Origin of the sequence: Pseudoalteromonas sp. 10-33, from assembly GCF_001469195.1 — a bacterium.
GTDB lineage: Bacteria > Pseudomonadota > Gammaproteobacteria > Enterobacterales > Alteromonadaceae > Pseudoalteromonas.
The window spans coordinates 110,543-136,333 of sequence record NZ_LOFI01000025.1; the positions used below are offsets into that span (position 1 = coordinate 110,543).

18 protein-coding genes and 15 tRNA genes are annotated in these 25,791 nt (G+C 40.2%); 24 read left to right on the forward strand and 9 right to left on the reverse strand.

All coding sequences use genetic code 11. From position 1 onward, the window contains the following. Positions 1 to 50 precede the first annotated feature (50 nt). From zipA to msrB, 5 genes are all read left to right on the forward strand, one after another. Positions 51 to 818 carry a cell division protein ZipA gene (zipA, locus tag ATS76_RS14515; protein WP_058552668.1) on the forward strand — a complete coding sequence of 256 codons (768 nt, stop codon included), beginning with the start codon at positions 51 to 53 and terminating at the stop codon, positions 816 to 818. Positions 819 to 895: 77 nt separating this feature from the next. Further along, the gene (gene ligA, locus ATS76_RS14520; RefSeq protein ID WP_058552669.1) at positions 896 to 2,914 is read left to right on the forward strand and encodes an NAD-dependent DNA ligase LigA; all 2,019 of its coding nucleotides are present in this window, start codon (positions 896 to 898) and stop codon (positions 2,912 to 2,914) included. A 10-nt stretch (positions 2,915 to 2,924) separates the two neighbouring features. Further along, positions 2,925 to 3,446, forward strand: a complete 522-nt coding sequence (locus tag ATS76_RS14525) for a DUF2919 domain-containing protein (RefSeq protein WP_058552670.1) — start codon at positions 2,925 to 2,927, stop codon at positions 3,444 to 3,446. Further along, entirely contained in the window at positions 3,446 to 3,892 is a 447-nt protein-coding gene (locus ATS76_RS14530) for a hypothetical protein (RefSeq protein WP_058552671.1), read from the forward strand. Before ATS76_RS14525 ends, ATS76_RS14530 begins: the two co-directional genes overlap by 1 nt. Positions 3,893 to 4,019: 127 nt before the next feature. Beyond that, positions 4,020 to 4,460 carry a peptide-methionine (R)-S-oxide reductase MsrB gene (msrB, locus tag ATS76_RS14535; protein ID WP_058552672.1) on the forward strand — a complete coding sequence of 147 codons (441 nt, stop codon included), beginning with the start codon at positions 4,020 to 4,022 and terminating at the stop codon, positions 4,458 to 4,460. Here msrB and ATS76_RS14540 read toward each other — a convergent pair. The 8 genes from ATS76_RS14540 to ATS76_RS14575 form a co-directional block, all read right to left on the reverse strand. Next, entirely contained in the window at positions 4,457 to 6,094 is a 1,638-nt protein-coding gene (locus ATS76_RS14540) for a response regulator (protein WP_058552787.1), read from the reverse strand. The two genes, msrB and ATS76_RS14540, sit on opposite strands and share 4 nt — an antisense overlap. Positions 6,095 to 6,421: 327 nt before the next feature. Beyond that, positions 6,422 to 6,497, reverse strand: a tRNA-Val gene (locus tag ATS76_RS14545). A gap of 29 nt (positions 6,498 to 6,526) precedes the next feature. Further along, a tRNA-Val gene (locus tag ATS76_RS14550) sits at positions 6,527 to 6,602 on the reverse strand. Between the two features lie 33 nt (positions 6,603 to 6,635). Continuing rightward, a tRNA-Val gene (locus ATS76_RS14555) sits at positions 6,636 to 6,711 on the reverse strand. 47 nt (positions 6,712 to 6,758) lie between these two features. After that, positions 6,759 to 6,834 (reverse strand) — tRNA-Val (locus ATS76_RS14560). Positions 6,835 to 6,982: 148 nt separating this feature from the next. Further along, positions 6,983 to 7,058 (reverse strand) — tRNA-Val (locus ATS76_RS14565). 154 nt (positions 7,059 to 7,212) lie between these two features. Further along, positions 7,213 to 7,288: transfer RNA gene (locus ATS76_RS14570), tRNA-Val, on the reverse strand. A gap of 146 nt (positions 7,289 to 7,434) precedes the next feature. Then, positions 7,435 to 7,510 (reverse strand) — tRNA-Val (locus tag ATS76_RS14575). A gap of 734 nt (positions 7,511 to 8,244) precedes the next feature. Here ATS76_RS14575 and ATS76_RS14580 point away from each other — a divergent pair. From ATS76_RS14580 to ATS76_RS14620, 9 genes are all read left to right on the forward strand, one after another. Beyond that, positions 8,245 to 8,320, forward strand: a tRNA-Ala gene (locus ATS76_RS14580). A 36-nt stretch (positions 8,321 to 8,356) separates the two neighbouring features. Further along, a tRNA-Glu gene (locus ATS76_RS14585) sits at positions 8,357 to 8,432 on the forward strand. Positions 8,433 to 8,572: 140 nt separating this feature from the next. Next, positions 8,573 to 8,648, forward strand: a tRNA-Glu gene (locus tag ATS76_RS14590). A gap of 85 nt (positions 8,649 to 8,733) precedes the next feature. Next, a tRNA-Glu gene (locus ATS76_RS14595) sits at positions 8,734 to 8,809 on the forward strand. Between the two features lie 85 nt (positions 8,810 to 8,894). After that, positions 8,895 to 8,970: transfer RNA gene (locus ATS76_RS14600), tRNA-Glu, on the forward strand. Between the two features lie 85 nt (positions 8,971 to 9,055). Next, a tRNA-Glu gene (locus tag ATS76_RS14605) sits at positions 9,056 to 9,131 on the forward strand. Between the two features lie 174 nt (positions 9,132 to 9,305). Continuing rightward, positions 9,306 to 9,381, forward strand: a tRNA-Glu gene (locus ATS76_RS14610). A gap of 85 nt (positions 9,382 to 9,466) precedes the next feature. After that, positions 9,467 to 9,542, forward strand: a tRNA-Glu gene (locus ATS76_RS14615). Positions 9,543 to 10,011: 469 nt separating this feature from the next. Continuing rightward, positions 10,012 to 10,278 (forward strand): DksA/TraR family C4-type zinc finger protein, encoded by a 267-nt coding sequence (locus ATS76_RS14620; RefSeq protein WP_058404109.1) that lies wholly within the window; start codon positions 10,012 to 10,014, stop codon positions 10,276 to 10,278. Between the two features lie 49 nt (positions 10,279 to 10,327). Here ATS76_RS14620 and gloA read toward each other — a convergent pair whose 3' ends face one another. Further along, positions 10,328 to 10,714, reverse strand: coding sequence for a lactoylglutathione lyase (gloA, locus tag ATS76_RS14625; protein ID WP_058552673.1), 387 nt, complete (start codon positions 10,712 to 10,714; stop codon positions 10,328 to 10,330). 725 nt (positions 10,715 to 11,439) lie between these two features. Here gloA and ATS76_RS14630 point away from each other — a divergent pair. The 10 genes from ATS76_RS14630 (at position 11,440) to ATS76_RS14675 (ending at position 25,504) form a co-directional block, all read left to right on the forward strand. Next, entirely contained in the window at positions 11,440 to 12,318 is an 879-nt protein-coding gene (locus ATS76_RS14630) for an NAD(P)-dependent oxidoreductase (protein WP_008131457.1), read from the forward strand. Between the two features lie 143 nt (positions 12,319 to 12,461). Further along, positions 12,462 to 14,720: a polysaccharide lyase 6 family protein gene (locus ATS76_RS14635; RefSeq protein ID WP_058552674.1), complete on the forward strand. Its 2,259-nt coding sequence runs from the start codon at positions 12,462 to 12,464 to the stop codon at positions 14,718 to 14,720. Between the two features lie 4 nt (positions 14,721 to 14,724). After that, positions 14,725 to 16,932 (forward strand): heparinase II/III domain-containing protein, encoded by a 2,208-nt coding sequence (locus tag ATS76_RS14640; RefSeq protein WP_058552675.1) that lies wholly within the window; start codon positions 14,725 to 14,727, stop codon positions 16,930 to 16,932. 11 nt (positions 16,933 to 16,943) lie between these two features. Beyond that, positions 16,944 to 17,288: a cupin domain-containing protein gene (locus ATS76_RS14645; RefSeq protein ID WP_058404113.1), complete on the forward strand. Its 345-nt coding sequence runs from the start codon at positions 16,944 to 16,946 to the stop codon at positions 17,286 to 17,288. Between the two features lie 2 nt (positions 17,289 to 17,290). Continuing rightward, positions 17,291 to 18,598: an MFS transporter gene (locus ATS76_RS14650; protein WP_058552676.1), complete on the forward strand. Its 1,308-nt coding sequence runs from the start codon at positions 17,291 to 17,293 to the stop codon at positions 18,596 to 18,598. 71 nt (positions 18,599 to 18,669) lie between these two features. Continuing rightward, positions 18,670 to 19,602 carry a sugar kinase gene (locus ATS76_RS14655; RefSeq protein WP_058552677.1) on the forward strand — a complete coding sequence of 311 codons (933 nt, stop codon included), beginning with the start codon at positions 18,670 to 18,672 and terminating at the stop codon, positions 19,600 to 19,602. Positions 19,603 to 19,658: 56 nt separating this feature from the next. Beyond that, positions 19,659 to 20,276, forward strand: coding sequence for a bifunctional 4-hydroxy-2-oxoglutarate aldolase/2-dehydro-3-deoxy-phosphogluconate aldolase (eda, locus tag ATS76_RS14660; RefSeq protein ID WP_058552678.1), 618 nt, complete (start codon positions 19,659 to 19,661; stop codon positions 20,274 to 20,276). 14 nt (positions 20,277 to 20,290) lie between these two features. After that, positions 20,291 to 21,373 (forward strand): class II fructose-bisphosphate aldolase, encoded by a 1,083-nt coding sequence (fbaA, locus tag ATS76_RS14665; protein WP_058552679.1) that lies wholly within the window; start codon positions 20,291 to 20,293, stop codon positions 21,371 to 21,373. After that, entirely contained in the window at positions 21,370 to 22,335 is a 966-nt protein-coding gene (locus ATS76_RS14670) for a class 1 fructose-bisphosphatase (protein ID WP_058552680.1), read from the forward strand. Before fbaA ends, ATS76_RS14670 begins: the two co-directional genes overlap by 4 nt. A 433-nt stretch (positions 22,336 to 22,768) precedes the next feature. After that, entirely contained in the window at positions 22,769 to 25,504 is a 2,736-nt protein-coding gene (locus ATS76_RS14675; RefSeq protein ID WP_058552681.1) for a hypothetical protein, read from the forward strand. The last annotated feature ends 287 nt before the right edge of the window (positions 25,505 to 25,791 follow it).

Sequence of the window (25,791 nt, forward strand, 5' to 3'; positions counted from 1 at the left end):
TTTGATTAATATACAGAGTTTAGGCATAACAAATAATAAAAGGTGAGGGGATGGCCGAACAATTAAGATGGGTTTTAATCATTATCAGTGTGATTGTCATTGGTGGCTTATTAGTCCATGGTTTATGGTCTGTAAGAAAAAAAGACAGCCCAGATACGTCTGTTAAAGAACGGGTTGAACCACTCCAAGAAAGCCCCGCAGCTTCATCTCATTCATATAGTCAAAAAACTGAGCAAAAAGAACCGGTTATTAGTGAACGTGACGAGCCACAGTTAGGGGAGCTTAACTTTGATGCTAATGAGCCTCAAATAGAGTCTAGCGTGCCAGAGGTGCCTATTGAGGACGATCTAAGTGTTGTTGATGATTTAGAGTCGGTTGAGCAAACTGATCAACAACCACAGGAGCCAGTACCGGATTTTGTTATTGTACATATACAAATGCCTGAAGGGTTAACTATGCAAGGCAGCAAGTTATTACCCGCTGTAAATACGCTCGGTTTTAAATACTCAGAGGAAGGCTTTTTTAACCGTCATTTAGACCCCGCAGGCCAAGGACCTGTGTTGTTTAGATTGGTTAATATGTACAACCCAGGGACATTCGATATAGATAATATGGAACAGTTTAGCACCGCTGGGGTCAGCTTATTCATGACCTTACCGTGTGACGGCGACGGGTTAGCAGCGTTTAATATGTTGCACAGTGCGTCTAAAAAAATAGCCGACGAATTCGGCGCGCATATATTAGACGCAGAGCGCGAAGAAATGAGTGTTGAGCGTGTAAGACAGTATGTTGAGCAGGTTCGTGCTTTTTCAGCGTAACAATTTGTAATATATAATTTTTATAAGCCACTGGGCGATATCGTCAAAGTGGCTTTTTTATGTTTTTTGAGGTTTAAATGTCTAGCAGCATTAGTGAGCAAATTAATCATCTTCGTACCCTATTAGAGCAGCACAATTACAATTATTATGTGCTTGATACCCCAAGCATTCCAGATGCTGAATACGATAGGCTATTACGCGAACTCAGTGCGCTTGAAACACAAAACCCTGAATTTTTATCTGCCGATTCACCGACTCAAAAAGTAGGTGGCGCAGCGCTTAGCAAGTTTGAGCAAGTCGCCCACCAAGTGCCCATGCTATCGCTCGATAATGCGTTTAGCGAAGACGAATTTACAGGCTTTAATCGCCGAATCAAAGATCGCTTAATGAGCACCGATGATCTTACTTTTTGCTGTGAGCCCAAGTTAGATGGCTTGGCTGTGTCGATCATTTATCGTGATGGAGTGTTGGTACAAGCCGCAACGCGGGGTGATGGCTTTACTGGTGAGAATATCACTCAAAATGTAAAAACAATTCGTAACGTGCCTCTTAAATTACGTGGAGACTTCCCGAAAGAGCTTGAAGTGCGTGGCGAGGTATTCATGGATAGCGCAGGGTTTGAAAAGCTCAATAGTGAAGCGCAAAAGCGTGGCGAAAAAGTATTTGTAAACCCACGTAATGCAGCTGCAGGTAGCTTGCGTCAGCTAGACTCTAAAATCACCGCCAAACGCCCACTGATGTTTTATGCATACAGCACTGGTTTGGTTGCCGATGGCTCAATTCCTGATGATCATTTTCAGCAATTAGAAAAGCTAACTGATTGGGGTTTACCCCTTTGCCCAGAAACAAAGCTGGTGGAAGGGCCACAAGCTGCTTTAGATTACTATGGTGATATTTTAACGCGTCGTAGTGAGCTTAAATATGAAATTGATGGCGTAGTAATAAAAGTTAATAATAAAGCCTTACAAGAGCGTTTGGGCTTTGTGGCGCGTGCGCCTCGTTGGGCTATTGCTTATAAGTTTCCGGCGCAAGAAGAAGTTACTCAACTACTTGATGTAGAGTTTCAAGTTGGGCGCACGGGTGCAATTACGCCTGTTGCTCGTTTAGAACCTGTATTTGTAGGCGGTGTAACGGTGTCTAATGCAACGCTTCACAACGGTGATGAAATTGCTCGCTTAGGTGTTAAAGTTGGTGATACGGTGATTATTCGCCGTGCTGGCGATGTAATTCCGCAAATAACGCAGGTAGTGCTCGATCGCAGACCCGCAGAAGCAAGAGATATTGTGTTTCCATCAGCTTGCCCAATTTGTGATTCCCATGTAGAAAAAGTCGAAGGTGAAGCTGTAGCCCGTTGTACTGGCGGTTTAGTGTGCCCGGCACAGCGTAAGCAAGCTATAAAGCACTTTGCATCTCGCAAAGCATTAGATATTGATGGCCTTGGCGATAAAATTGTTGATCAATTAGTGGACCGTGAGCTTATAAAAACACCCGCTGATTTATTTATACTAAAGCAAGGCCATTTTGAATCACTTGAACGCATGGGGCCAAAATCGGCTAAAAATTTGGTCACTGCTTTAAACGAAGCAAAAGCCACCACGCTTGCTAAATTTTTATATTCATTGGGTATACGAGAGGCTGGTGAGGCAACGGCACAAAATTTAGCAAATCACTTTTTAACGCTTGAGAATATTATTAGTGCCAGTGTCGATAGCCTGACACAAGTAAGCGATGTAGGTGATATTGTGGCATCGCATGTGCGAGGTTTTTTTGACGAAGAGCACAATTTAGCGGTCGTCAATGCGCTTATTGAGCAAGGCATACATTGGCCTGCGCTGAGTGCACCATCGGAGGATGACCAACCGCTAGCAGGGCTTACTTATGTACTTACAGGTACGCTTAACACACTTAATCGCAATGATGCAAAAGCGCGCTTACAACAGCTAGGTGCGAAGGTGTCAGGCAGTGTATCTGCTAAAACCGATGCCTTAGTAGCGGGTGAAAAAGCGGGCTCTAAACTCACAAAGGCTCAAGATTTAGGAATAGATGTCCTGACAGAGGATGATTTAATCGAGCTGCTTAAAAAGCATAACGGTTAGGAAAGTAGCAATGAGCCGATACGGACCCCAATACTGGGATAAATACGGGAGTTATCGTACTCCTGTTGCGTTTCACTTAAGTGTAGTGGTGTTGCTGCGTGCTTATTTTATTTGGGTTATTGCGGCACTAAGCCGCCGACCAGAGCTTGACTTAATGTCGTTATTTTTTAGATCTAAAAGCGACTTTTTTATTGCCATTGCTATTGGCAGTATTGCGATAATTCCTACATTGTTATTTTGTTTGCGCCGTCCACGTGATTCACATATAGCCACTGACCGGTTGGCAAGTATTTGGCGGCATATGCGCTGGCCATTAATTGTTTGTGCGCTGATAGATTTAACGTGGTTAATAGTACAAGCGGCACATAGCCATTATCGGTTTTCGCTTTTTTTAGCGGTGCAAATGGTTATTGTGTTTTGGGTGCTTTGGTATTTAGTTAAAAGCCGGTATTTAACTGTGTTTTTTAAAGATTGGCCTGAGCCAACAGAAAAAGCATCAGATGATAAAAAACATCTTAAAAAGGATTCATAGTGGACGCAGTAAACAAAAAAATAGCATTAATAATTGCACTCATTGGTTTTGTGCTTGTTGGTTTAATGCTTGGCTATGAGTTATCAGACGTTATGTGGTTTAAAATGTTGATAGGTGTATGGGTGTTTGTGTTTTGTTCTAGCATGTATAGACTTACTCCATTATTTAAAGCGCGAAATCGCTTAGAGCATTTTGTTCAACGCGATGCGCAGCATTTATTAGTATTTAGCTTAATGGGCTTTTTTGATAAAAAACATGGTCCTAATTGGCTGGTTATACAAAGTATTGAGCGCGTAGTAAGCAAAGATGATGAGCTTATTATTTGTAGCAATAATGATCGGCAACTAAGCGTTAGCTTACCAGTTAAAAAAGCGGAGTTAGAGGCGTTCATGCAGCGGATTTTTACTACTGCGGAAAAGCAAACGATTACCTTTGAACAAGCTTGATCGACGCACCATTTCACCACGTAATAAAAGGTCTAGTTATATAACCTGATCTTTGATTTATAAACGTTAATTATCCAGAGCTCAGATTATTTACCCTATTCGTAATACAGGTTTTCATGAGGTTATTATGTTGAAATGGAACGATGTGATTAATTTTGCCAAAAATGGCAATCCTACACCGAGTAAAAAAGTTACTAAAACAGATGAACAATGGCGTAAACAATTGTCAGAAAACGAATACTATGTAACGCGTATGAAAGGAACAGAGCGCCCTGATATGTCTGGTAGTTGTACATTGTTAGAGCCTGGTAAATATGTGTGTGTGTGTTGTGATAATTTATTGTTTGATGCTGACGAAAAGTTTGAAAGCGGAACTGGCTGGCCTTCATTTACTCAGCCGGCAAGTATAGAAGCAATTGGCTATGTACGTGATTTTAGCCATGGCATGGAGCGTGTAGAGGTTGTATGCAATGTGTGTGATGCGCATTTAGGGCATATATTTCCAGATGGCCCATTACCAACGGGCCTTCGATACTGCGTTAATGGCGCCGCAATGAAAAAGCTTTAGTCTTTGAGGTTTAGCTTCATCTCTTTTGCTTGATTCATAATTTTATCTAAACGCTGCGCTTGATCGGCAGGCAAATCGGATTTGTCTAATAAGGTGTAGCACTTTTTAGCAAGCCCGATATTCAATGAACTGCCACTTTGTTTGGTTGAATCAAATAAGCATTGTAATAAATTAAGTGCAATGCTTTGATTACGTGGCATCACTCTGAACGCATGCGTGAATGCTTCTAGTGCTGTATTCAATTGGCCTTTGTTAAACTGGGTCACAGCATGGTTATTAAGTTCTTTTGGTCCCATTTTAATATCACGTCGTTCACTTTGCTGTTGTTGTATATAACGTAAATAGGTGGGTTCGCTCGTAGTCGGGTGTCTTTCACAATGATTAATTATTTGCGTAAATAACATTTGTGCTTTTTGATGAAACCCTAGCTCATGAAAGGCTTTTGCTTTATCAAGTGCGCCATCGACTGAACGGATTATTGAGTCGTCATCTTCTAATTGCTCGATGAGCTTCTTAGCTTTTTGATGTTCATCTTTTAAATAATGAAGCCGCGCATTAAGCACATCAATTTGCGATTGATTAGTGCTGTTAGGAAATTGGGTTTTTAAATCGTTTATATATTTATTTGTTTGCCTAGAAATGCGCTGCACCTGATCGGTTTGATCTGTCGTTAAAGCAAAGTCAATTCCTGCTCGAGCCGCATTTAAGTATATATCGGGATGATCGTAAATAGAGTGCTTAGCAAAGTTTGCTATATCTTTTTGTGTTAGGTAATTTTTTTCGTAGTCGTGATTAATTAACGAGACCGTGCTTAGCGATTTTTGACGCGATATATTTCGTGGCGCAATTGTGGCTGCTTGGCTCAAAAAGTCTTGGGCTAATTCAAATTGATTCAGTTTAATTTCTAACCGGCCTAGTAAGTCTAATGCAACAAGGCGGGTTTCTTGGCGTTCTAGCATGGTTTTTAACATGCGTTGCGCCAAAATATGCTCGTTATTGGCTATAAGCGCTTCTACTAGCCCCACTTTAGCCCAGGCGAATTTTTGAATATCGAGCACAGATTTAAAAAAGTCTTTGGCCTCTTGGGCGCGTTTTAACCGAAGAAGAGCATCACCTTTCAGACGAAGTAGAATAGGGCTGTAATTATTGTCTTTTCTTTCAAGAGCCGCATCAATATATTTTATGGCTTTTGAGTCGTTACCATCATCGATGAGCGTGTATACGGTTTGAAGATCGTGTTTACGCTTTAATATACGTTCAATTCGGGTCTTTAGTTCTTGCGCTGTAAAAGGCTTAACCAAAAAGTCATCGGGTTGAAGCTCAAGTACACTGTGTACTAATGAGCCACTTGTTTCAGCTGAAATAAAGATAAAGCCAGTAGAGTTTTTTATGAGTTGTTTAACTCTTAGCTCTTCGTATAACTGGTAACCGTCTTGGTGTTTATTTAAGTTGAAGGAACACACAATTAAATCGAACGATTCACTTAAACATTGCTCTTTTGCTGAATTGGCATGATCAGCAAAGCTCAACTGCCGAAAGCCAAGTCTTTCTAACGATTGTTTCATATAGCTTTGAGCAAGTGGCTGCTCTTCGACTATTAGTATTTTGGCTTTTGAAAATATCTTAGTTGGCATTGGCTTAAGCGTTATCACTTTTAACACAGACTATAATCAACAGTTTAGCTGCTTACAAGGGAATTTAAATGTTAGCTGTATTTATTAGGTAATTAGGTTTAACTAATACGTTTATATGGTCATAAAGTGTCATTTTTATTCAGTGCTGTAATGACGGGTTATATTTGCAATTTGAATAGGGATTAAATATTAGGCTGTGGTGATTAAATTATTATGCCTAAAGGGCAGTGATGCTCTTTTTTCTGATGGCTGAGTTAATTATGCAGATAAGCGTTTATAAAAAGTAGAAAAATAATTTAGAGTAGATATTAAAGAGGTAGTTATATGTGGTGGGTGATACTGGACTTGAACCAGTGACCCTCGCCTTGTAAGGGCGATGCTCTCCCAACTGAGCTAATCACCCACATATAATAGGTATGACTTAATATAATTTGGTGGGTGATACTGGACTTGAACCAGTGACCCTCGCCTTGTAAGGGCGATGCTCTCCCAACTGAGCTAATCACCCAAATTATATATTTAATATGCACCACTCTAAGAATGGTGGGTCGTACTGGACTTGAACCAGTGACCCTCGCCTTGTAAGGGCGATGCTCTCCCAACTGAGCTAACGACCCATATTAAATTTAAAACGTGACTATTAATACAATAATAGGTTCATATGTGGTGGGTGATACTGGACTTGAACCAGTGACCCTCGCCTTGTAAGGGCGATGCTCTCCCAACTGAGCTAATCACCCACATATAAATTAAACGCTACTACTAAAATAAATAGTACTGGACTTTAACCAGTGAACTTCACCGTTACTCATAAGCCTCGGTAATGCTCTCTTTTTCTAACTGAGCTAATGACTCATTTAAATTTTTGTAATATCACCACTCTGAGAATGGTGGGTCGTACTGGACTTGAACCAGTGACCCTCGCCTTGTAAGGGCGATGCTCTCCCAACTGAGCTAACGACCCATATTGCATACTACTAACTGTATAGATAGTACTGGACTTTAACCAGTGAATCTCGCCGTTACTTGTAAATAGCGGTGATGTTCTCTTTTCTTGTAACTGAGCTAACGACCCAAATTACAATTTAAATGACTATTTATATAATAGGCTTTATATGTGGTGGGTGATACTGGACTTGAACCAGTGACCATCGCCTTGTAAGGGCGATGCTCTCCCAACTGAGCTAATCACCCATATATAATTTATAGCGCTACTATTAAATAAATAGTACTGGACTTTAACCAGTAAACATCGCTGTTACATGTCAGTAGCAGTGATGTTCTCTTTTCTAGCTGAGCTGATGCTCATATAGAATTTAGATGCGAACACTTATAAAAAGTGGTGGGTGATACTGGACTTGAACCAGTGACCCTCGCCTTGTAAGGGCGATGCTCTCCCAACTGAGCTAATCACCCGCATCTAAACAACATTACATTGCTGCGTTGTTGTGGGGCGCTATTATAGATAGAGTTGGAAATGTGTCAACACTTGAATGATAAAAATGTACTGAATGAAGGTTTTATAAACAACAGGATATAGCTTGCGTCTATTTAATAGGCAGAATATGTTGGGTAGTATAAAAATGTGGCGCATTTGTGGTATTTATAAATATCATTTGCATCTATCCAGTTCTTCTTAGGGGAATATACAAGCGATTGTTTTTTGTTGGCCATTTAATCGCTCCCTAATGAGGGGATATACTTTTTGTTACCGGTTTGAGAAGTTAACAAATAAAATACGGTTCAAAGAAAAATATTTTAAAGCGCAATCATAGAAATCATTTATTGTTTTACTACGTTTAGTTAATTGGTCTGTCGGAACGAAAGTGCGATGTTAGGTGAGTATTCTTTAAATTACATTTGCAAAGTTTGAATTGCATATAAATGTATACCTTTTGAGGGGAGAGTAGTGATTTACAATTCACTGACTGGTAACGCTACATAAAATAAAAGTGTAGGTGAGTCGCATTAGGGTAATGATTTTAATCAAATTGTGTTTTTTAGCATGCTTGATAGCCAGTTTGTTGAAAATTAAACCATTTAAATAAAGCGGGATAAAAAACTGTTGACTTTATTTTGGGTGGTGCATAGAATGCGCCCCGCACTAAGCAATACACGACGTACTTATTACGGCGAGTGTTGATTAAGTTGGGGCTATAGCTCAGCTGGGAGAGCGCTTCGCTGGCAGTGAAGAGGTCTGCGGTTCGATCCCGCATAGCTCCACCAATTATTAGTGTTTGTCCTAGGGTAGCAGTTTTCTGCGTCCCCATCGTCTAGAGGCCTAGGACACCGCCCTTTCACGGCGGTAACAGGGGTTCGAATCCCCTTGGGGACGCCATCTAGTTTATACTAGAGGTGGTTATACCAAGAGAGTAGCGTAACACTTAAAGCTCGAGTCTTTACTTGTAAAATACGCATTACCTTAGAAACTCACGATATGAGTTAAACTTATCAAATGTCCTAGTGACACTTTTTAGTGTCCCCATCGTCTAGAGGCCTAGGACACCGCCCTTTCACGGCGGTAACAGGGGTTCGAATCCCCTTGGGGACGCCACTTACTATTATATAGTAGGGTAGTGTTATTAAAGCTCGTCTGAATCGAGTCTAAACCTTCAGTTGTCCTAGTGACACTTTTTAGTGTCCCCATCGTCTAGAGGCCTAGGACACCGCCCTTTCACGGCGGTAACAGGGGTTCGAATCCCCTTGGGGACGCCACTTACTATTATATAGTAGGGTAGTGTTATTAAAGCTCGTCTGAATCGAGTCTAAACCTTCAGTTGTCCTAGTGACACTTTTTAGTGTCCCCATCGTCTAGAGGCCTAGGACACCGCCCTTTCACGGCGGTAACAGGGGTTCGAATCCCCTTGGGGACGCCACTTACTATTATACAGTAAGGTAGTGTTATTAAAGCTCGTCTGAATCGAGTCTAAATTTTCAGTTGTCCTAGTGACACTTTTTAGTGTCCCCATCGTCTAGAGGCCTAGGACACCGCCCTTTCACGGCGGTAACAGGGGTTCGAATCCCCTTGGGGACGCCATCTACTATTTTAAGTGCAGTATAAAGCAGTGTGACACCGCACTCTCTATGCACGCCGTTATCAAGAGTGCTAATCTCTTGGGGACGCCACTTACTATTATATAGTAGGGTAGTGTTATTAAAGCTCGTCTGAATCGAGTCTAAACCTTCAGTTGTCCTAGTGACACTTTTCAGTGTCCCCATCGTCTAGAGGCCTAGGACACCGCCCTTTCACGGCGGTAACAGGGGTTCGAATCCCCTTGGGGACGCCACTTACTATTATACAGTAAGGTAGTGTTATTAAAGCTCGTCTGAATCGAGTCTAAATTTTCAGTTGTCCTAGTGACACTTTTTAGTGTCCCCATCGTCTAGAGGCCTAGGACACCGCCCTTTCACGGCGGTAACAGGGGTTCGAATCCCCTTGGGGACGCCATCTACTATTTTAAGTGCAGTATAAAGCAGCGTAACACCGCACTCTTTATGCACGACGTTATCAAGAGTACTAATCTCTTGGGGACGCCATTTACTTTTCTAAAGTAGGTCAGTGTTATTAAGATTTAAACATACCTCACAAAGCATTTCCCATAGTCATATATAAATTACCTTTCAAAGTTAAATATTTAGCTCTATCAGATCACAGCTCTAAAAACATTTATACCAACCCGCAATAATACTTAATCATTTTGCTGAGCTAAACGTGTCACAATCCACGTTAAAAACTCTTATTTAGAAAAAACAAAGAACGATTTTTTGCATTGCTACCAAAACATTTTTCTACCCTCAAAATAACTCAATAAATTAAGCGAATTGGTATTAATTAAAGTATCTGTATTTTTTATTCAGGGCTTATAAATATTCTACTTGTTAGCATGCATAAAGCTTCCAAAGAATGAGGAGGATTTATGGCAAGTGGATGGGCGCGTGATGGCGCAATTCAAGATCAAATAGATGCTAGTGTTAATGATGCAGTGCAATACGCAAGAAGTAACCTAATTTCAGGAGCGAGCGCTGAGCTTTGTGATGAGTGTGACGAGACGATACCACAAGCAAGAAGGTTAGCGTTACCAGGTGTGCGCTACTGCATTTCATGCCAAGCGGAATTAGAAGGGCTACCAAGTAATTCTAACGCGTTTAATCGCCGTGGTAGTAAAGATAGTCAATTACGATAAAGGTGCTCAAGGCACCTTTTTTTATGGGTAAAATACCACCCGAAATTATTTATGATTTTTTCTGAATAAGTTCAATTGCATACCCATCAGGGTCTTTAACAAATGCAATTTGAGTTGTTCCACCTTTAACTGGACCGGGCTCTCGGCTTACATTACCACCAGCGGCTTTTATGTCATCGCATGCTTTGTATATATCATCAAATTCAATTGCGATGTGTCCGTAGGCATCACCTAGGCTATAGTTATCTTGATCCCAGTTATATGTGAGCTCAAGTACGGTTGTATCTTTTTCATCGCCATAACCAACAAAAGCCAAAGTGTAGCGGTACTCTTCATTTTCAGAGCGTCTCAGCTCTTTCATGCCGAGAATGTGGGTGTAAAACGCGATAGATTTTTCTAAATCAGCAACGCGAAGCATAGTGTGTAATAAGCGCATTTAAGGAACCTCAGGCTTTATTTTGATGTAATTCATCGGCTATATCGATTTCTAAAAACTTATTTAGAGACAGCTGATTATTTTATAAGTTTTAAACTATATGAGGGCAGGAAATATGTATTACAAGCAAAAAAGCTTTCTTTAATATTAAAGTCTGTCGAATTGAATCATCTGTTGTTGAAATATGGGTTAACAGTTTAACTTAATTACCAATTTTGGCTTTTCATATGGCTGGTTAGCCAATTATTTGTGCTTATTGGTCAACCTCCCAAGGCCTATTCGTTTAAATATTATTTAACATCGTTTTGACATAAAAATTTAATTTAATAGTTTTTATCATATTGTATTTATTGAATTATATTATTTCTATTAGCTTTTGGTTGTAACTTTTTAGCTTACAAAAAACAACTTATTGGTTGACAATAAAGGCGTTTGGTAATAATGTTTTTACATACCAATTGGTAACCTCCTGAGCGTTGTTGCTAAATGGCTTAGTAAATAATCAGAGTTACACATGATTATATAAGTAAATAAGAGATAAAAAATGCTGCGTTTAATGAGAGTTAGATAAGCCATTTTACTTACTTTAACAAGTACAAACCTTATTCTATTTATTTAATAAAGTGGCTCTACTGAATTAAATAAAGACAGAGCGTACCTATTTTATGGGGTAAATAATTACTCACTCTCATAAAAGTTTGCGCCATCATATCTAGGAGTTATTCATGTCAAAACCTGTAATCGGTTTCATCGGTCTAGGCCTTATGGGCGGCAATATGGCCGAAAATTTACAAAACAAAGGCTATGAGCTGATTGTTATGGATTTGAGTAAGGATGCAGTTGCTGCATGTGTCGCTCGAGGCGCAAAAACAGCAAGCACAGCAAAGGAACTAGCTTCAGGTGCAGATATTGTAATGCTTTGTCTAACAACGTCAGCTGTTGTTGAAAAAATAGTTTACGCTGACGACGGTATTTTAGCGGGCATTAAAGAAGGCGCAGTACTTGTTGACTTTGGTACATCAATCCCATCTTCAACTAAAAAAATTGGCGCTGATTTAGCTGCAAAAGGTGCTGGTATGATTGACGCACCGCTTGGTCGTACACCTGCACATGCAAAAGATGGTTTATTAAATATTATGGCTTCTGGCGACATGGCAACTTTTAACAAAGTGAAGTCAGTGTTAGAAGATCAAGGCGAGAACGTTTTTCACTTAGGTGATTTAGGTGCTGGCCACACGACAAAGCTGATCAATAACTTTATGGGAATGACAACCGTATGTGCTATGTCTCAAGCATTTGCAGTTGCAGAACTTGCTGGTGTTGACCGTCAACAGTTGTTCGACATTATGTCTACTGGCCCGTCAAATTCTCCATTCATGCATTTTTGTAAAAACTATGCAGTAGACAACGTAAGCGACCTTGGCTTTTCTATTGCTAATGCAAATAAAGACCTTGGTTATTTTTTACAAATGGTTGAAGACTTAGGCACTCAATCAAAAATTGCTGAAGGGTCGTCTGCTAACTTACAAGCAGCATTTGACGCAGGTATGGGCCAAGGTAACGTGCCAGAAATTTTCGATTACTTCAAAAAACTAGAAAAGTAATTTTTAGCTCTAAAGCGCTTTAAGTTTTTTTAATTTAAAGCGCTTAAACACACATGACACCAATCGACTTAAGTCTTTATGTATTGTCAGCACAGTAACCCCTGACAGCGCATTTACTTAGTCACAACGAAAAAGAGTTAACTATGCGTTTGATTAGTACAATAAAGCTTAGTCTAGTTCTCATCGGTTGCCTATCTGCACAAATAGCGGCCAAAGATTATTTTTTAGACAACAAACAGGATTTTAACGATATTGCGGCAAACTTAGTTGCAGGCGATAAGGTTGTTCTTAAAAATGGAACTTGGCTTGATTTCGAAATTTTATTACAAGGTCAAGGCACAAAAAATGCACCTATTACGTTAACAGCCGAAACACACGGCAAGGTTATTTTATCAGGCCAATCTAATCTTCGTCTTGCGGGCCAGTACCTTGAGGTTTCGGGCTTAGTTTTCAAAGAGGGTTATACGCCAAGTTCAGCAGTAATAGAGTTTCGTCGCAATAAAAAAGAGTTAGCTTACCATTCACGAGTTACCAATGTTGTAATCGATAATTATAATAATCCAGATAAACGAGAGTCAGATTACTGGGTAGCGTTGTATGGCCAACACAACCGATTTGATCATAGTCACCTAGTAGGTAAAAGAAATAAAGGTGTTACGGTTGCTGTAAGATTAAATAGCGAACAAAGCCAGCAAAATTATCATCAAATAGATCATAACTTTTTTGGTTACCGTCCTACTTTTGGCTCTAACGGCGGTGAAACCCTGCGTATTGGCACCAGTCATTACTCACTAAGTGATTCATTTACAGTAGTTGAAAACAATTATTTTGAACGCACTAACGGCGAAGTAGAAATCATTTCGGTAAAATCAGGTAAAAACCAAATTCGTAATAACGTATTTTTTGAATCTCGCGGTACGTTAACCCTTCGCCATGGTAATGGCAATGTAATTGAAGAGAACATCTTCTTTGGTAATGGCGTAGACCACACTGGCGGTATTCGTATTATCAATAAAGACCAAATTGTAAGAAATAACTACCTTGAAGGGCTCACAGGTTACCGATTTGGTAGTGGGTTTACCGTTATGAACGGTGTACCAAACTCGCCAATTAACCGTTACCACCAAGTTGAAAACGCAACCTTAGAAAACAACACCTTTGTAAATGTAAGCCATGTACAACTTGCTGCAGGTAGCGATGCAGAGCGAAGTGCTGCACCTATTAACAGCGTAATGAAAAATAACCTGATTATTAATCAAAATGGCGAGCAGCCATTTACTACGTTCGATGATGTAAGTGGTATTGCTTTGACCAATAACGTTGCAAATACCACGGTATTAAAAGAGCTTGCTTATGGTGTTAAAAAGCAAAATGTAACACTTAGCAAAGCAAGTAACGGCTTACTTTACCCTAAATCAAGTAATGTGAAAGCAGGTGCTAAACGTGGTTTAAAGGTGCTAAAAAAGGACGATACCGGCGTTAGTTGGTATCCAAAAATAGCGCAGGTTGTTGAGTTTGACTCAGGTAAAATGCATCAAGTTAAAGCAAATGTAAGCGACTTACTTAATGCAATTAATAACGCCCAATCTGGAGATGTGCTAGCGCTTGCAGATGGCCAATACGATGTATCAAAACTTATTAAGATTAGTAAAGCACTTACTATTAAAGCTAAAAACCCAGGTGAAGCTAAGCTTACTTATCAGCGTTCTACTTTATTTGAAATTCACGATGGCGGTAGCTTAAAACTAGATGGTTTAGTTATCTCTGGGGAAAGCGCACCCGATGCCATAGGCAACAGTGTATTACGTACTCAAAAATGGGGTATGGTCGATAACTACCGTTTTGAAATCCGTAACTCGCAGTTAATTAAGTTAGATATTAATCACTCGTTTCACTTTTTTGTAACGGGTAAAGGTGCAATGGCTGATGAAATTACACTAACAAATAATACTTTTAACAACGTAACCGGTGACATATTACGCCTTAACACAGAAATAGAAGACCTAGGTATTTATAACGCTGAATACGTTACTGTTATTGGTAACAACTTTAATGATGTAAAAGGCGGTTTGCTAAAGCTATACCGAGGCGGCTCAGATGAGAGTACATTCGGCCCTCACTTTGAAATGAAAAACAACACGCTAAACAATGTTGGCCTTGGAAAACGCAATAAAGAAAAAGCCAGTATTTATGTTCATGGAGTGCAGTTAACCGAAATTGAAAATAACGAATTTGTTAATTCCGCACCCGTTGTAATTGAGCACACTGTTGGTGAGCCAATCACTGAGGTATCGCGCAACACATTTGATGCAACATCCGCTCCAAGTGTTAAAGAGCTTAGAATCGCAGGCTCGCATACCGCAATACTTGAAGATAACAACGTAATAAATAAGGCGCTGTGAAATAATGAATTTATTTAAACGAAATACACACATACAAGCCGCTATTTTAGCTTTATTTTCATTATTATTGTCGTCAGTTGTGAGTGCTGCATCGCATCCAAATCTGGTTATTACAGTTGACGACGTAAAGCTTATGCGCCAAGCAATAAAAGGCGAAGGGCAGTTTACAGCGGCATATAAAAATTTAAAAACACAAGTAGACGAGCAAATAATGCAACCTATTACGGTGCCCGTGCCTAAAGATGGTGGGGGCGGCTATACGCACGAACGTCATAAAAAGAACTACCAGTTAATGTATAACGCTGGGATTATTTATCAATTAAGCCAAGATGATAAATACGCAAATTATGTCCGCGATATGTTGCTTGAATACGCTGAGCTTTACCCTACGCTAGGGTTACACCCAAAACGTAAAATGAATTCTCAAAACCCAGGTAAGTTTTTTTGGCAAAGCTTGAATGAAGCAATGTGGCTTGTTTATACAATTCAGGCATATGACTTAATTCATGATTCGCTAAATGATGAAAATAAAAAAGTGATAGAAGACGATTTATTACGTCCTGTTTCATTGTTTACGTCAGTAGGTCAGCCTTCAACATTTAATAAAGTGCATAACCATGGTACCTGGGCTACTGCAGGTGTGGGTATGGCAGGTTATGTGTTAGATGAGCCTGAGTGGGTAGAAAAATCACTCTATGATTTAAATAAATCGGGCAAAGGTGGTTTCATTAAGCAATTAGAAATGCTTTTTTCTCCACAAGGCTATTACAACGAAGGACCTTATTATCAACGTTTTGCATTACTGCCGTTTGTTACCTTTGCAAAAACAATTGAAAACAACGAGCCGCAAAGAAAGATCTTCGATTACCGCGATGGCATCTTACTAAAAGCGATTGATACAACTATTCAGCTTAGCTACAACGGTTTGTTCTTCCCAATTAACGATGCCATAAAAAGTAAAGGTATCGATACGATTGAATTAGTACAAGGTGTAACGGCTGCTTACGGTTTAACTAACGATGCGGGTTACCTAGACATCGCTAAATATCAAGATCAGGTAGTCCTTACAGGCGACGGTTTAAAGGTGGCTCAAGCGCTAGATGATAAGAATGAAGCGCCATACATATTCAAATCAGTTGCCTTTGGCGACGGTAACGATGGAGAGCAAGGCGCTTTAGTGGTTATGCGAACTAAGGTAGGCGGTGATCAAGCACTTTTGTTTAAACCTGCTGCACAAGGTTTAGGCCATGGTCACTTTGATAAGCTTACGTGGCAGTTTTACGACCATGGTAACGAAATTGTATCTGACTACGGCGCGGCACGCTTTTTAAATGTAGAAGCTAAGTATGGGGGCCGTTATCTTCCAGAGAACGAAACCTATGCAAAACATACTGTTGCGCATAATACCGTTGTTGTAGATGAAACATCTCACTTTAATGCCAATGTAGAAGTAGGAAATAATAACTATCCTAAGCTTAACTTTTTTGAAACCAATGAGTTTGGCACTGTCGCAAGTGGGGAAATAACCACAGCCTACAAAGGGATTGCATTAAAACGTATTTTAGCACTTGTTAACTTACCAGAGCTCGAAAGCACTGTAGCACTTGACGTGTTCGATGTAGATGCAAATAAAGCGCATCAATTTGATTTGCCTTTACACTATATAGGCCAATTGATTGATACCAACTTTAGCTTACGTGCTAATACAAAGCAGCTAAAGGCTCTAGGTGAAAGCAATGGTTATCAACACCTATGGTTAAAAGGACAAGCAACGCCTGAAAAGGGGTTAGCAAAGGTAACATGGTTAAATGATAATGGCCGCTTTTATACACAAACAAGCCTAGTTAACGGCGACGAGTTATTTTTATTTACTCAAATAGGCGCAAATGACCCTAACTTTAACCTACGCAACGAAAACGGTTTTATTCGTCGCGTAGAAGGGCAAAAACAACACACGTTTGTGTCTGTTCTAGAGCCTCATGGTGAATATAACCCAAGCAAAGAATACACATTAGAGGCTGTTAGCCGTGTTTCAGAGTTAACGTACAGCACACAGGGTGACTTGATACTTGTTGAACTAAACGTAAAGAATACGCCATATTTAGTTGCAATTAATAAGTCACAAAGCGCAGCTAAAAACGATTTTACATTTAAAAATAAGTCATTCACCTTAAGCGACCGACTCGGCGTTTATGCGTTGAAGAATAACTAGGAGTAATTAGGATGCAAAAGCAAAGTGCACATTTTTCATTTGGCGACAAAACTGAAATTGAAGATTTAGGCAATGGTTTAAAGCGTCAAATGTTAGGATTTAACGAAGAGCTAATGGCCGTTAAAATTTGGTTTGAAAAAGGCGCAATTGGTTATAATCATGCGCATAGACACTCACAAGTAACCTACGTAGTTGAAGGCGAGTTTCACTTTAATATTGACGGTGTAACTGAAATTTTAAAACCGGGTGATAGCTGTTTTATTCCTCCATTTGCCGATCATGGCGCTACGTGCCCAACAGGTGGTATTTTAATCGATACCTTTAGTCCAGCCCGTGAAGACTTTCTTGAGGAATAATTATGCAACTTAAAGGCTTACGCTGGTGGGTTATTGCGTTAATCGCGTTAGCAACCATCATAAATTACATTGACCGCCAAGCACTAAGTGTACTTTGGCCAGATATTGTAGAAGAACTATTTCCTGATGAATCTGCATTAGAACGTAAACAAATCTATGCAAATATTTCTATTGTGTTTGTATTTGCCTACGCATTTGGCCAAGCCATTTTTGGTAAAATATTTGACTGGGTGGGTACCCGTTTTGGTTTTGTGTTATCAATTGGTGTGTGGTCGTTGGCTACAATTGCTCATGCATTTGCGCAAGGTGTTTTAAGTCTAAGTATTTTTCGTGCCATTTTAGGTGTAGCTGAAGCCGGTAACTGGCCAGGAGCAGCCAAGGGTAACGCTGAATGGTTCCCTACTAAAGAACGTGCGCTTGCACAGGGTATTTTTAACTCAGGTGCTGCAATTGGTGGCATTATAGCAATACCATTAATTGCTTACTTAACGGTATATTTTAGCTGGCAAATGGTGTTTGTCTTTGTGGGTGCTTTGGGTTTTTTATGGTTAGTACCGTGGTTGATTTTAGTGAAAGCGCCACCGGGCTCTCACCCTTGGATAAGCGAAGAAGAACGCGAATATATTTTAACCGGTCAAAGACGTGTTGATGACAACGGCGACGTAACGGGCGAAGACGAAGAAGAGTACAACCCTTCTACTGGCGAGTTGCTTTCTCGTAAACAAAGCTGGGGTGTCATTATTGCATCAGCAGCGATAGATCCTATTTGGTGGTTATTTGTTTTTTGGATACCAATTTACTTAAACGAAGTATATGCAATGGACGTTAAATCTATTGGTATATATGGTTGGGTTCCTTATGTAGGTGCAATGTTTGGCGCATGGTTTGGTGGTCTATTGGCTCAAAACAGACTTAAATCGGGTTGGAATACTGATAAAACCCGTAAGCTGACAATTACGCTTGGCTGTTTAATTATGCTCCCTGCATTATTAGCTATGGCAAACCCAGGTGGCCCAACTACGGCTGTTCTTATAATGGCTGTTATTCTGTTTGGTTTTCAAACCGCTATTGGTAATGTCCAAACTTTACCAAGTGACTTACTAGGTAAAAAAGCGGTAGGTACCTTGTCTGGTTTTTCAGGCATGGCTGCAAAACTGGGTGCGGTAGGCCTTACTTCACTGGTACCAATATTAACCGCTGATGGTAATTATGCTCCGGCATTTATTATTGGTGCATCACTTGCCATTATAGCAATGGCTGCAGTGTGGATTTTAATCCCTAAAATTGAACCTCTTAAAAAGCCTGACTAATCTGCTTTAACTGCTATGCCAACACGCCAGTGTTTGTGCATAGAAGTTAATTACAAAGGATATTTTCGAAAATGAATACTATTTATTTTATGGGTGAATGCATGGTGGAGCTCAGAGCGATGAGTGCTGCTACGCTGCATCAATCGTTTGCAGGCGATGTATACAATTCAGCGGTATATTTAAAGCGCTGCTTTGCTGGAGTCAATACGTCAGTAATTACAGCTTTAGGGCAAGACAACCTAAGTAAAAAAATGCGTGAACGCTTTGAAAGTGAGCAGCTTGATACACAGTTCGTATTTAGTCACGAAAGCAAAGTGCCCGGTATGTATTACATTGAGACAGATGAACATGGCGAACGAAGCTTTATTTATTGGCGCAGTGATTCAGCAGCAAAAAAAACCATTGAATTTTTAACCCCCGATTGTGTTAGCCAACTATGCCAAGGTGACATGTTCTTTTTTTCAGGAGTATCTTTAGCGATTATAGATAAAAAATCACGCGACCAGTTTTGGGATGTTTTAAAGCAACTTAAAGACGCTGGTGTAAAAATTGTATTCGATCCTAATTACCGAGCCCGTTTGTGGGAGAGTGTTGAGGACACTAAAGCGCAGTATCATTTAGCGTTTAGTATTGCCGATGTAACCCTCCCAGGGGTTGAAGATTTAACAACACTTTATAATGTACATAGTGTTGAGGCGGTCATCGAATACTTAGAACCATATCAAATTAATGAGATCGTTGTTAAAAATGGTCCTGAGTCTGTTATTACACAATTAGACAATACACTTCAAAGTCACACAATAATACCTGTTACCACCGTTATAGATACAACATCCGCGGGCGATGCCTTTAACGGTGTCTATTTAGGCGCTCGACTTTCAGGTAAGCCAATTGCAGATGCAGTTCAATTGGGCGCCAAAGCAGCCGGAGCTGTTATTCAACAACCGGGTGCCATTGCACCAAAAGATGTTTTTCAACAGGCAATGGTTGAAGCTGGCATTTAATAAAATTTAAGGCCTCCATACCTCGGCCAAATTACTTAAAATAAAGGAACAACGTTATGACTCGCTTTTCTGAACTTATGTCAGGGCAAACACTGCTACCTATAATTCAAGCTGATACACCAGAGCAGGGTGTACAGATTGCAAAAGCAATGGCTAAAGCAGGCCTTACTTTGGTTGAAGTTGTGCTAAGAACAGACGCCTCAATTGATGCTTTAAAAGCGATTAAAGAGCAAGTCCCAGAGCTTAAAGTTGGCGCAGGTACCGTTATTAACGAAACTATTTTAAAGCAAGCAATTGATGCTGGTTCTGATTTTATTGTTACCCCAGCAGTATCACCTAACTTACTTAGCGTGTTAGCAAAGTGTGGCGTGCCTGTTTTACCTGGCGTATCAAACACAGGTGATATTTTAATGGCGCTAGAATATGGTTTTAAGGAGCAAAAGTTATTCCCAGCTTCACTTGCTGGTGGAGCGCCGTTTGTATCGGCTGTATCAAGTGTATTTAGAGAGGTTAGCTTTTGCCCAACGGGTGGGGTAAGTGAAAGTAATAAAATGGATTATCTTTCTTTAAATAACGTATTTGCAGTGGGTGGAACTTGGGTTGCTAAAAAGGAATGGGTTGCACAAGAAAACTGGCAAGCTATTACTGATTCATGCATTCAAGCAATAAAATAGCAGGGAGCGCTAAAATGAATGATTTATCTCCAACTATTTTACCTGGTGTAATAGTGGGTGACGAGGTAAGTGCACTATATGGTCATGCGCGTGCTAATCAGTATGCACTGCCTGCGGTTAATGTGGTCAGCACAACCTCTATTAATGCAACTTTAGAAACGGCTAAAAAAATGAAGTCGCCAGTTATTATTCAACTTTCTAATGGCGGAGCACAGTTTTTTTGTGGTAAAGGACTTTCATTGCCTGAACAACAAGGTGCAATTCTTGGAGCTGTGAGCGCAGCAAGATATGTTCATAGTGTTGCAGCGCATTACGAAGTGCCCGTTATGCTTCATACCGATCACGCAGCTAAAAAACTATTGCCATGGATAGATGGTTTGTTAGATGAAGGCGAAAGACACTTTGCACTAACAGGTAAACCGCTGTTTAGTTCACATATGATCGATTTATCTGAAGAGCCATTAGAAGAGAACATAGAAATATGTGAGCGCTACTTAGCGCGAATGGCCAAAATAGGTATGACACTTGAAATAGAACTTGGTTGTACCGGTGGAGAAGAAGATGGTGTTGATAACTCTCATCTTGATAGCTCTGCACTGTACACACAACCAGAAGATGTGGCGTATGCATTTGAGCGTTTAAGTGCTATTAGCTCTAACTTTATTATTGCTGCATCTTTTGGCAATGTTCACGGTGTATATAAACCAGGAAACGTTGTGCTCACGCCCACTATTTTAAAAGACTCACAAGCTTACGTATCTAAAAAGTTCAATTTACCGAGTAATTCAATTAACTTTGTATTTCATGGTGGCAGTGGCTCTGAGGAAGAAAAAATTGCGGAGTCATTAACTTATGGTGTAGTTAAAATGAATATTGATACCGATACGCAATGGGCGTGTTGGAACGGTATTTTAGATTACTACAATACCAACCAGGCCTATTTGCAAGGCCAAATTGGCAACCCTACCGGTGACGACAAACCAAATAAAAAGTACTACGACCCACGCGTGTGGCTTCGCCACTCTGAGCAGCATATGGTTTCTAGGCTAACCCAGTGCTTTAAAGATCTTAATTGTGTAAATCGGTATAGCTCATGAAAAGACTAAATACAGTATTAAAAGAAGACGGCGTAAGAACGGATTTAATTTTGCTGATCCGTACCATTTTAGCCACAAGTAAAGAGATTGCGTTTAGGGTTGGCCAAGGTGAGCTGGCAGGGGTGTTAGGCTCAACAATGAATGAGAATATTCAAGGTGAAGTTCAAAAAAAATTAGATATTATTGCCAATCAATTGCTTAAAGATATTCTTCTTGAGGACAGTTCGGTCAGAACAGTGGCCTCTGAGGAAGAAGATCACGCGGTAGGTGGCCACCCTGATGGTGCATTTATCGTTGCCTTTGATCCGCTCGATGGCTCCTCTAATATCGATGTAAATGGTCAAATAGGTACAATTTTTACCATTTATTTGGCTAGAGACGACGTACCTTTTGACAGTGATGAGCAGTTTAACCAACCAGGTGTAAGCCAAGTGTGTGCAGGATATGTTTTATATGGGCCATCATCATTACTTGTAATGACTACTGGTGGGCCTACGCGCTGTTATACGCTCGACTCAACACATGGTGGGTATTTACTAACAAACCAACAGCTAGAAATTCCTTCTCAAAGCCGAGAGTTTGCCGTAAATATGGCAAATTACCGTTATTGGGATGAGCCTACGCAAGTATACTTTGACAAGCTGCTTTATACATCTGAAAGCTTTGAAAAAAGTTCAATCCGTTGGAATGCGGCAATGGTTGGCGATGTTCACCGAATATTATGTCGCGGTGGCTTATTTTTATATCCACAGGATAAACGCGTTGGCAATGACAATGGTAAAATTAGGCTTTTATATGAAGCTAATCCGCTTGCAATGCTTGTAGAAAATGCAGGTGGTAAAGCCACATCGCGTGGCGCTCGAATTTTAGAAATAGCCCCTGATGATTTGCATCAACGAGTACCTGTTACTTTAGGTTCAACTGAGCCGGTTGATTATTTTAATGATTCAGCACTAGGCTAATTTACTATCTCCCAATTTAGCTTGTTTAGTAACAGAGAAAGTTTTTCTCTGTTACCTTCCTTTCGAACTAATTACTTATCCTCTTGTTCTAGCAGTTCTTTATTACACTGACTTGTTAAGTTGTCGTTTGTATTTTCATATGGCTTTGTAAAACCAATTGGTAAATAACTTACCTCATTACTACTTGCATCACCTTCATATTCTATAAATTCAGGTAGGTTAGAGGGTGATATGTATGTGTTTTATTTATGCAAAGCCACATTAAATTCAGTAAATAAGCTGGAAATATCATTCTCACTATGGTTATATTACCAAGTTGGTTAACAATTTATTTTCAAATAAAGTAAATTTGGTAACAACCAGTATGATTATTTGGTAACACACACAATAGCTGTCCAAATATTTAACCTATAAAATGGAGAATAGAGGCATCATGAATTTAAAACACTTTGCACTATGCGCTATTGCAGCGGCAATAGTTGGTTGTGACACTGACGCAAACAACAATGACAACGAACTGGGCTCTATTGCTCTGTCAGGAACAGCCACAAGTGGTCAAACATTAACAACAAACGTATCAGACCCTGATGGTATATCAGGAACTGTTTCTTATTTTTGGTATGCAGATAACGAAGTAATAGAAGGCGCTAATAGCGCATCGTTTGCACTTACAGACGATCAAATTGGCTTAGCCATCACAGCTCAAGCTAAATACACCGACGATGGTGGTGTTAACGAGTCACATATTTCAGATCCGACCTCTGACGTAGCGGCCATTGCATTTCCAGCAAGCGTAACAATAACAGGTGATGCACTTATTGGTTCAGAGCTAACAGCAAATGTTGAAGATGAAAACGGCTTTGATAGTTTAACTGTTGTGTACGAGTGGTTAGCGAATGACGTGGTTATAGAGGGAGAAGTGCTTTCTTCACTCATGCTTACAGAAGCACAGTTTAATAGTGTGATCACGGTTACAGCATCGTTTGAAGACGACCGTGGGTTTGCTGAGTCTGTTACTTCAGCTGCTACGGCGCCTGTTGCGCGAGTGAATTCGCAAGGTGATGTAGCAATTAGTGGCACACCGACAGTCGGTAATACTCTTAGCGCTGATATTACGGATATGGATGGCGTATCCGGAGAAATTACTTATAAGTGGTTCGCTGATGATGAAGAAATAGTTGGTGCAACCCAAAGTGAATATATTGTAGAGGCTACATTAATTGGGCAAGCTGTCTCGGTACAAGTGACTTATACCGATGACTATGGTTTTGTAGAAGATAATACATCAGAAAAAACAATTCCCGTATCTGCCGCTGCGGTTGATGAAATGGGTAGTATTGCAATTATGGGCACATCGCCTTATTTGGTTGGCGGTGAGTTAACAGCACAACTCACAGACAATAATGGTTTTGAAGAAACAAATGTAACATACAGCTGGTTTGCCGATGGCGTTGAAGTAGCCGATACAAATAGTAAAACATTTTCTCCAGCGGCATACGCTGGTGCAATTATTTCAGTGAGTGCATCATACACTGATAACGACGGATTCGATGGCTCTGTAAGTGGCTCTCTAGAGACAGTGATTTATTCTCAACTTGTTAGCTCGCCCACAGAGCTGCTAAGTGCGGTAAGTGGCGGCCTTGCTGATGGTGATGTTGTTGGCCTTAATACCGGTGTTTACGCTGATATGGATGAAGTTTTACTTACTAGTGGTGTAACGCTTCGCGCTGTTGAAGATCAAACGCCAGTCATTAGTGGCGAAGTATGTATTCATGTTGCCGCAGGCGCAGAAGGTGCAGCTTTAACAGGCCTTACGTTTAAAAATATAGATACTAAATCAGGCTCATTTTGTGAAACGCAAGAAAGTGCGATTATTTATGCTGAAGGGAATAACTTTGAGTTTACTCAAAATACAATGGATGGCGATGAAGCGGATTTAAATAATTCGACCTACCACTGGTTAATGATCAAAGGCACTGGCGCGCTAATAGAGCGTAATACATTTAGTAACCGCGATAATGCCGAGAATGGCTCTGTTATTAAAATTGCTTCATCAGGCAGCGACCATGTTGTTCAATACAATTTATTTAGTGGCACGAGCGCTAACCCTAACTTTGGTAATTCAAGCCTTCACCTGATTAACTTGGGAAGCACAACTGGGGCTGATGCAGCAGACAATGCTAACTTTATGATTCAATATAACCGAGTAGAAAACTTTGTAACGGGTCGTCGCTTAATGCGTGTGCAAACATCGGGTGCAACTATCAAAGGTAACACTGTGGTTAACCCTAATGGCGGGATTTCACTAGAAGACGGTGGTTTTAATAGCGTGACAGACAACGTTATTATTCGTACTACTGATATTGCAAGTTCGAGCGATCGCCCTGCTGGTGTATTAGTTACGCCTCTTGGCCACACTATTAGTAACAACTATATTGCAGGTATTCGTTCTGGTAATAAAGAGGCTGGTGGTATTGTATTTACTGCAAATCCATTCTCACAAGCTGATGGTGGTGTACCAAACTCAGGCAACCAAGCTGTATTAGACGCAGCGGGTGACTTTACATTGACGGTAACAAACAACACGGTTTTGAACTCTCAGCAACCGATTGTGTTTAGTACTGAAATAGGTTCTCGTGCCCCTGTAGGTGATTGTGATGAACTGACAGCAGATAATGCACCTGTTCTTTATGGTTTAACTAAAAATGCATTTGTTATCAACTTTGATGGAAACCTTATTGCAAACGGCTTAGGTGATCAAACTGATGCAGACAGCATTGAAAGCAGCGCCTTAACACAAGGGTTATTTTACCCAAATACGCTTGATAGCGATCATGCCTTTGAGTACGACTGTGATTTAATAAAGCATGATACGTCGGTATTGAGTAATAACTTTGGTTATATGGACAGCCGCGTATCGGGTGATACAAGTGGCGATTGGGTCGCAATTAGAAACTTAAATGGTAATGGTTCGTTTGATACCGATGGTGCAATTGATCAAGACCCAGCTGCTAACGGAAAAGAGGTGCTTGAATATGTAACGGCTACAAGCACTTTACTCGAAACAGATCCTGCTGGCTTACAAGCAGTTGCAGGTGCTAAATCGCTTTACTACATTCAAGCAAGTGATGTAGGTGTTGGCTCAACATGGGTTATTAGTAACGACTAGTATTTAGAAAAACCTTAAATTAAACCCCTTTTCTAGGGGTTTTTTTATGCCAGCTATCCAAATGCTATCGAAGAAAATACATGCATTTCTAATTGTTTTTCATTACAAAATCGCCTGACCCCTTGGTAATGCTGGTTTGTTCAAATTGGTATACCTAATGGTCATGTTTATTGTGTGAAATTGGTTGATCATCTGTATATACTTGAGTATATTAACAACAGTTGTCACATAACATATACAGATGAATAACAAGTCAACACACAACACTCACACAGAATAAACAACGG

Bases quoted from the DNA above. Each gene is read 5' to 3' on its own strand.
- zipA (WP_058552668.1), top strand. From the start codon at position 51: ATGGCCGAACAATTAAGATGGGTTTTAATCATTATCAGTGTGATTGTC.
- ligA (WP_058552669.1), top strand. From the start codon at position 896: ATGTCTAGCAGCATTAGTGAGCAAATTAATCATCTTCGTACCCTATTA.
- ATS76_RS14525 (WP_058552670.1), top strand. From the start codon at position 2,925: ATGAGCCGATACGGACCCCAATACTGGGATAAATACGGGAGTTATCGT.
- msrB (WP_058552672.1), top strand. From the start codon at position 4,020: ATGTTGAAATGGAACGATGTGATTAATTTTGCCAAAAATGGCAATCCT.
- ATS76_RS14540 (WP_058552787.1), bottom strand. From the start codon at position 6,094: ATGCCAACTAAGATATTTTCAAAAGCCAAAATACTAATAGTCGAAGAG.
- ATS76_RS14620 (WP_058404109.1), top strand. From the start codon at position 10,012: ATGGCAAGTGGATGGGCGCGTGATGGCGCAATTCAAGATCAAATAGAT.
- gloA (WP_058552673.1), bottom strand. From the start codon at position 10,714: ATGCGCTTATTACACACTATGCTTCGCGTTGCTGATTTAGAAAAATCT.
- ATS76_RS14630 (WP_008131457.1), top strand. From the start codon at position 11,440: ATGTCAAAACCTGTAATCGGTTTCATCGGTCTAGGCCTTATGGGCGGC.
- ATS76_RS14635 (WP_058552674.1), top strand. From the start codon at position 12,462: ATGCGTTTGATTAGTACAATAAAGCTTAGTCTAGTTCTCATCGGTTGC.
- ATS76_RS14640 (WP_058552675.1), top strand. From the start codon at position 14,725: ATGAATTTATTTAAACGAAATACACACATACAAGCCGCTATTTTAGCT.
- ATS76_RS14645 (WP_058404113.1), top strand. From the start codon at position 16,944: ATGCAAAAGCAAAGTGCACATTTTTCATTTGGCGACAAAACTGAAATT.
- ATS76_RS14650 (WP_058552676.1), top strand. From the start codon at position 17,291: ATGCAACTTAAAGGCTTACGCTGGTGGGTTATTGCGTTAATCGCGTTA.
- ATS76_RS14655 (WP_058552677.1), top strand. From the start codon at position 18,670: ATGAATACTATTTATTTTATGGGTGAATGCATGGTGGAGCTCAGAGCG.
- eda (WP_058552678.1), top strand. From the start codon at position 19,659: ATGACTCGCTTTTCTGAACTTATGTCAGGGCAAACACTGCTACCTATA.
- fbaA (WP_058552679.1), top strand. From the start codon at position 20,291: ATGAATGATTTATCTCCAACTATTTTACCTGGTGTAATAGTGGGTGAC.
- ATS76_RS14670 (WP_058552680.1), top strand. From the start codon at position 21,370: ATGAAAAGACTAAATACAGTATTAAAAGAAGACGGCGTAAGAACGGAT.
- ATS76_RS14675 (WP_058552681.1), top strand. From the start codon at position 22,769: ATGAATTTAAAACACTTTGCACTATGCGCTATTGCAGCGGCAATAGTT.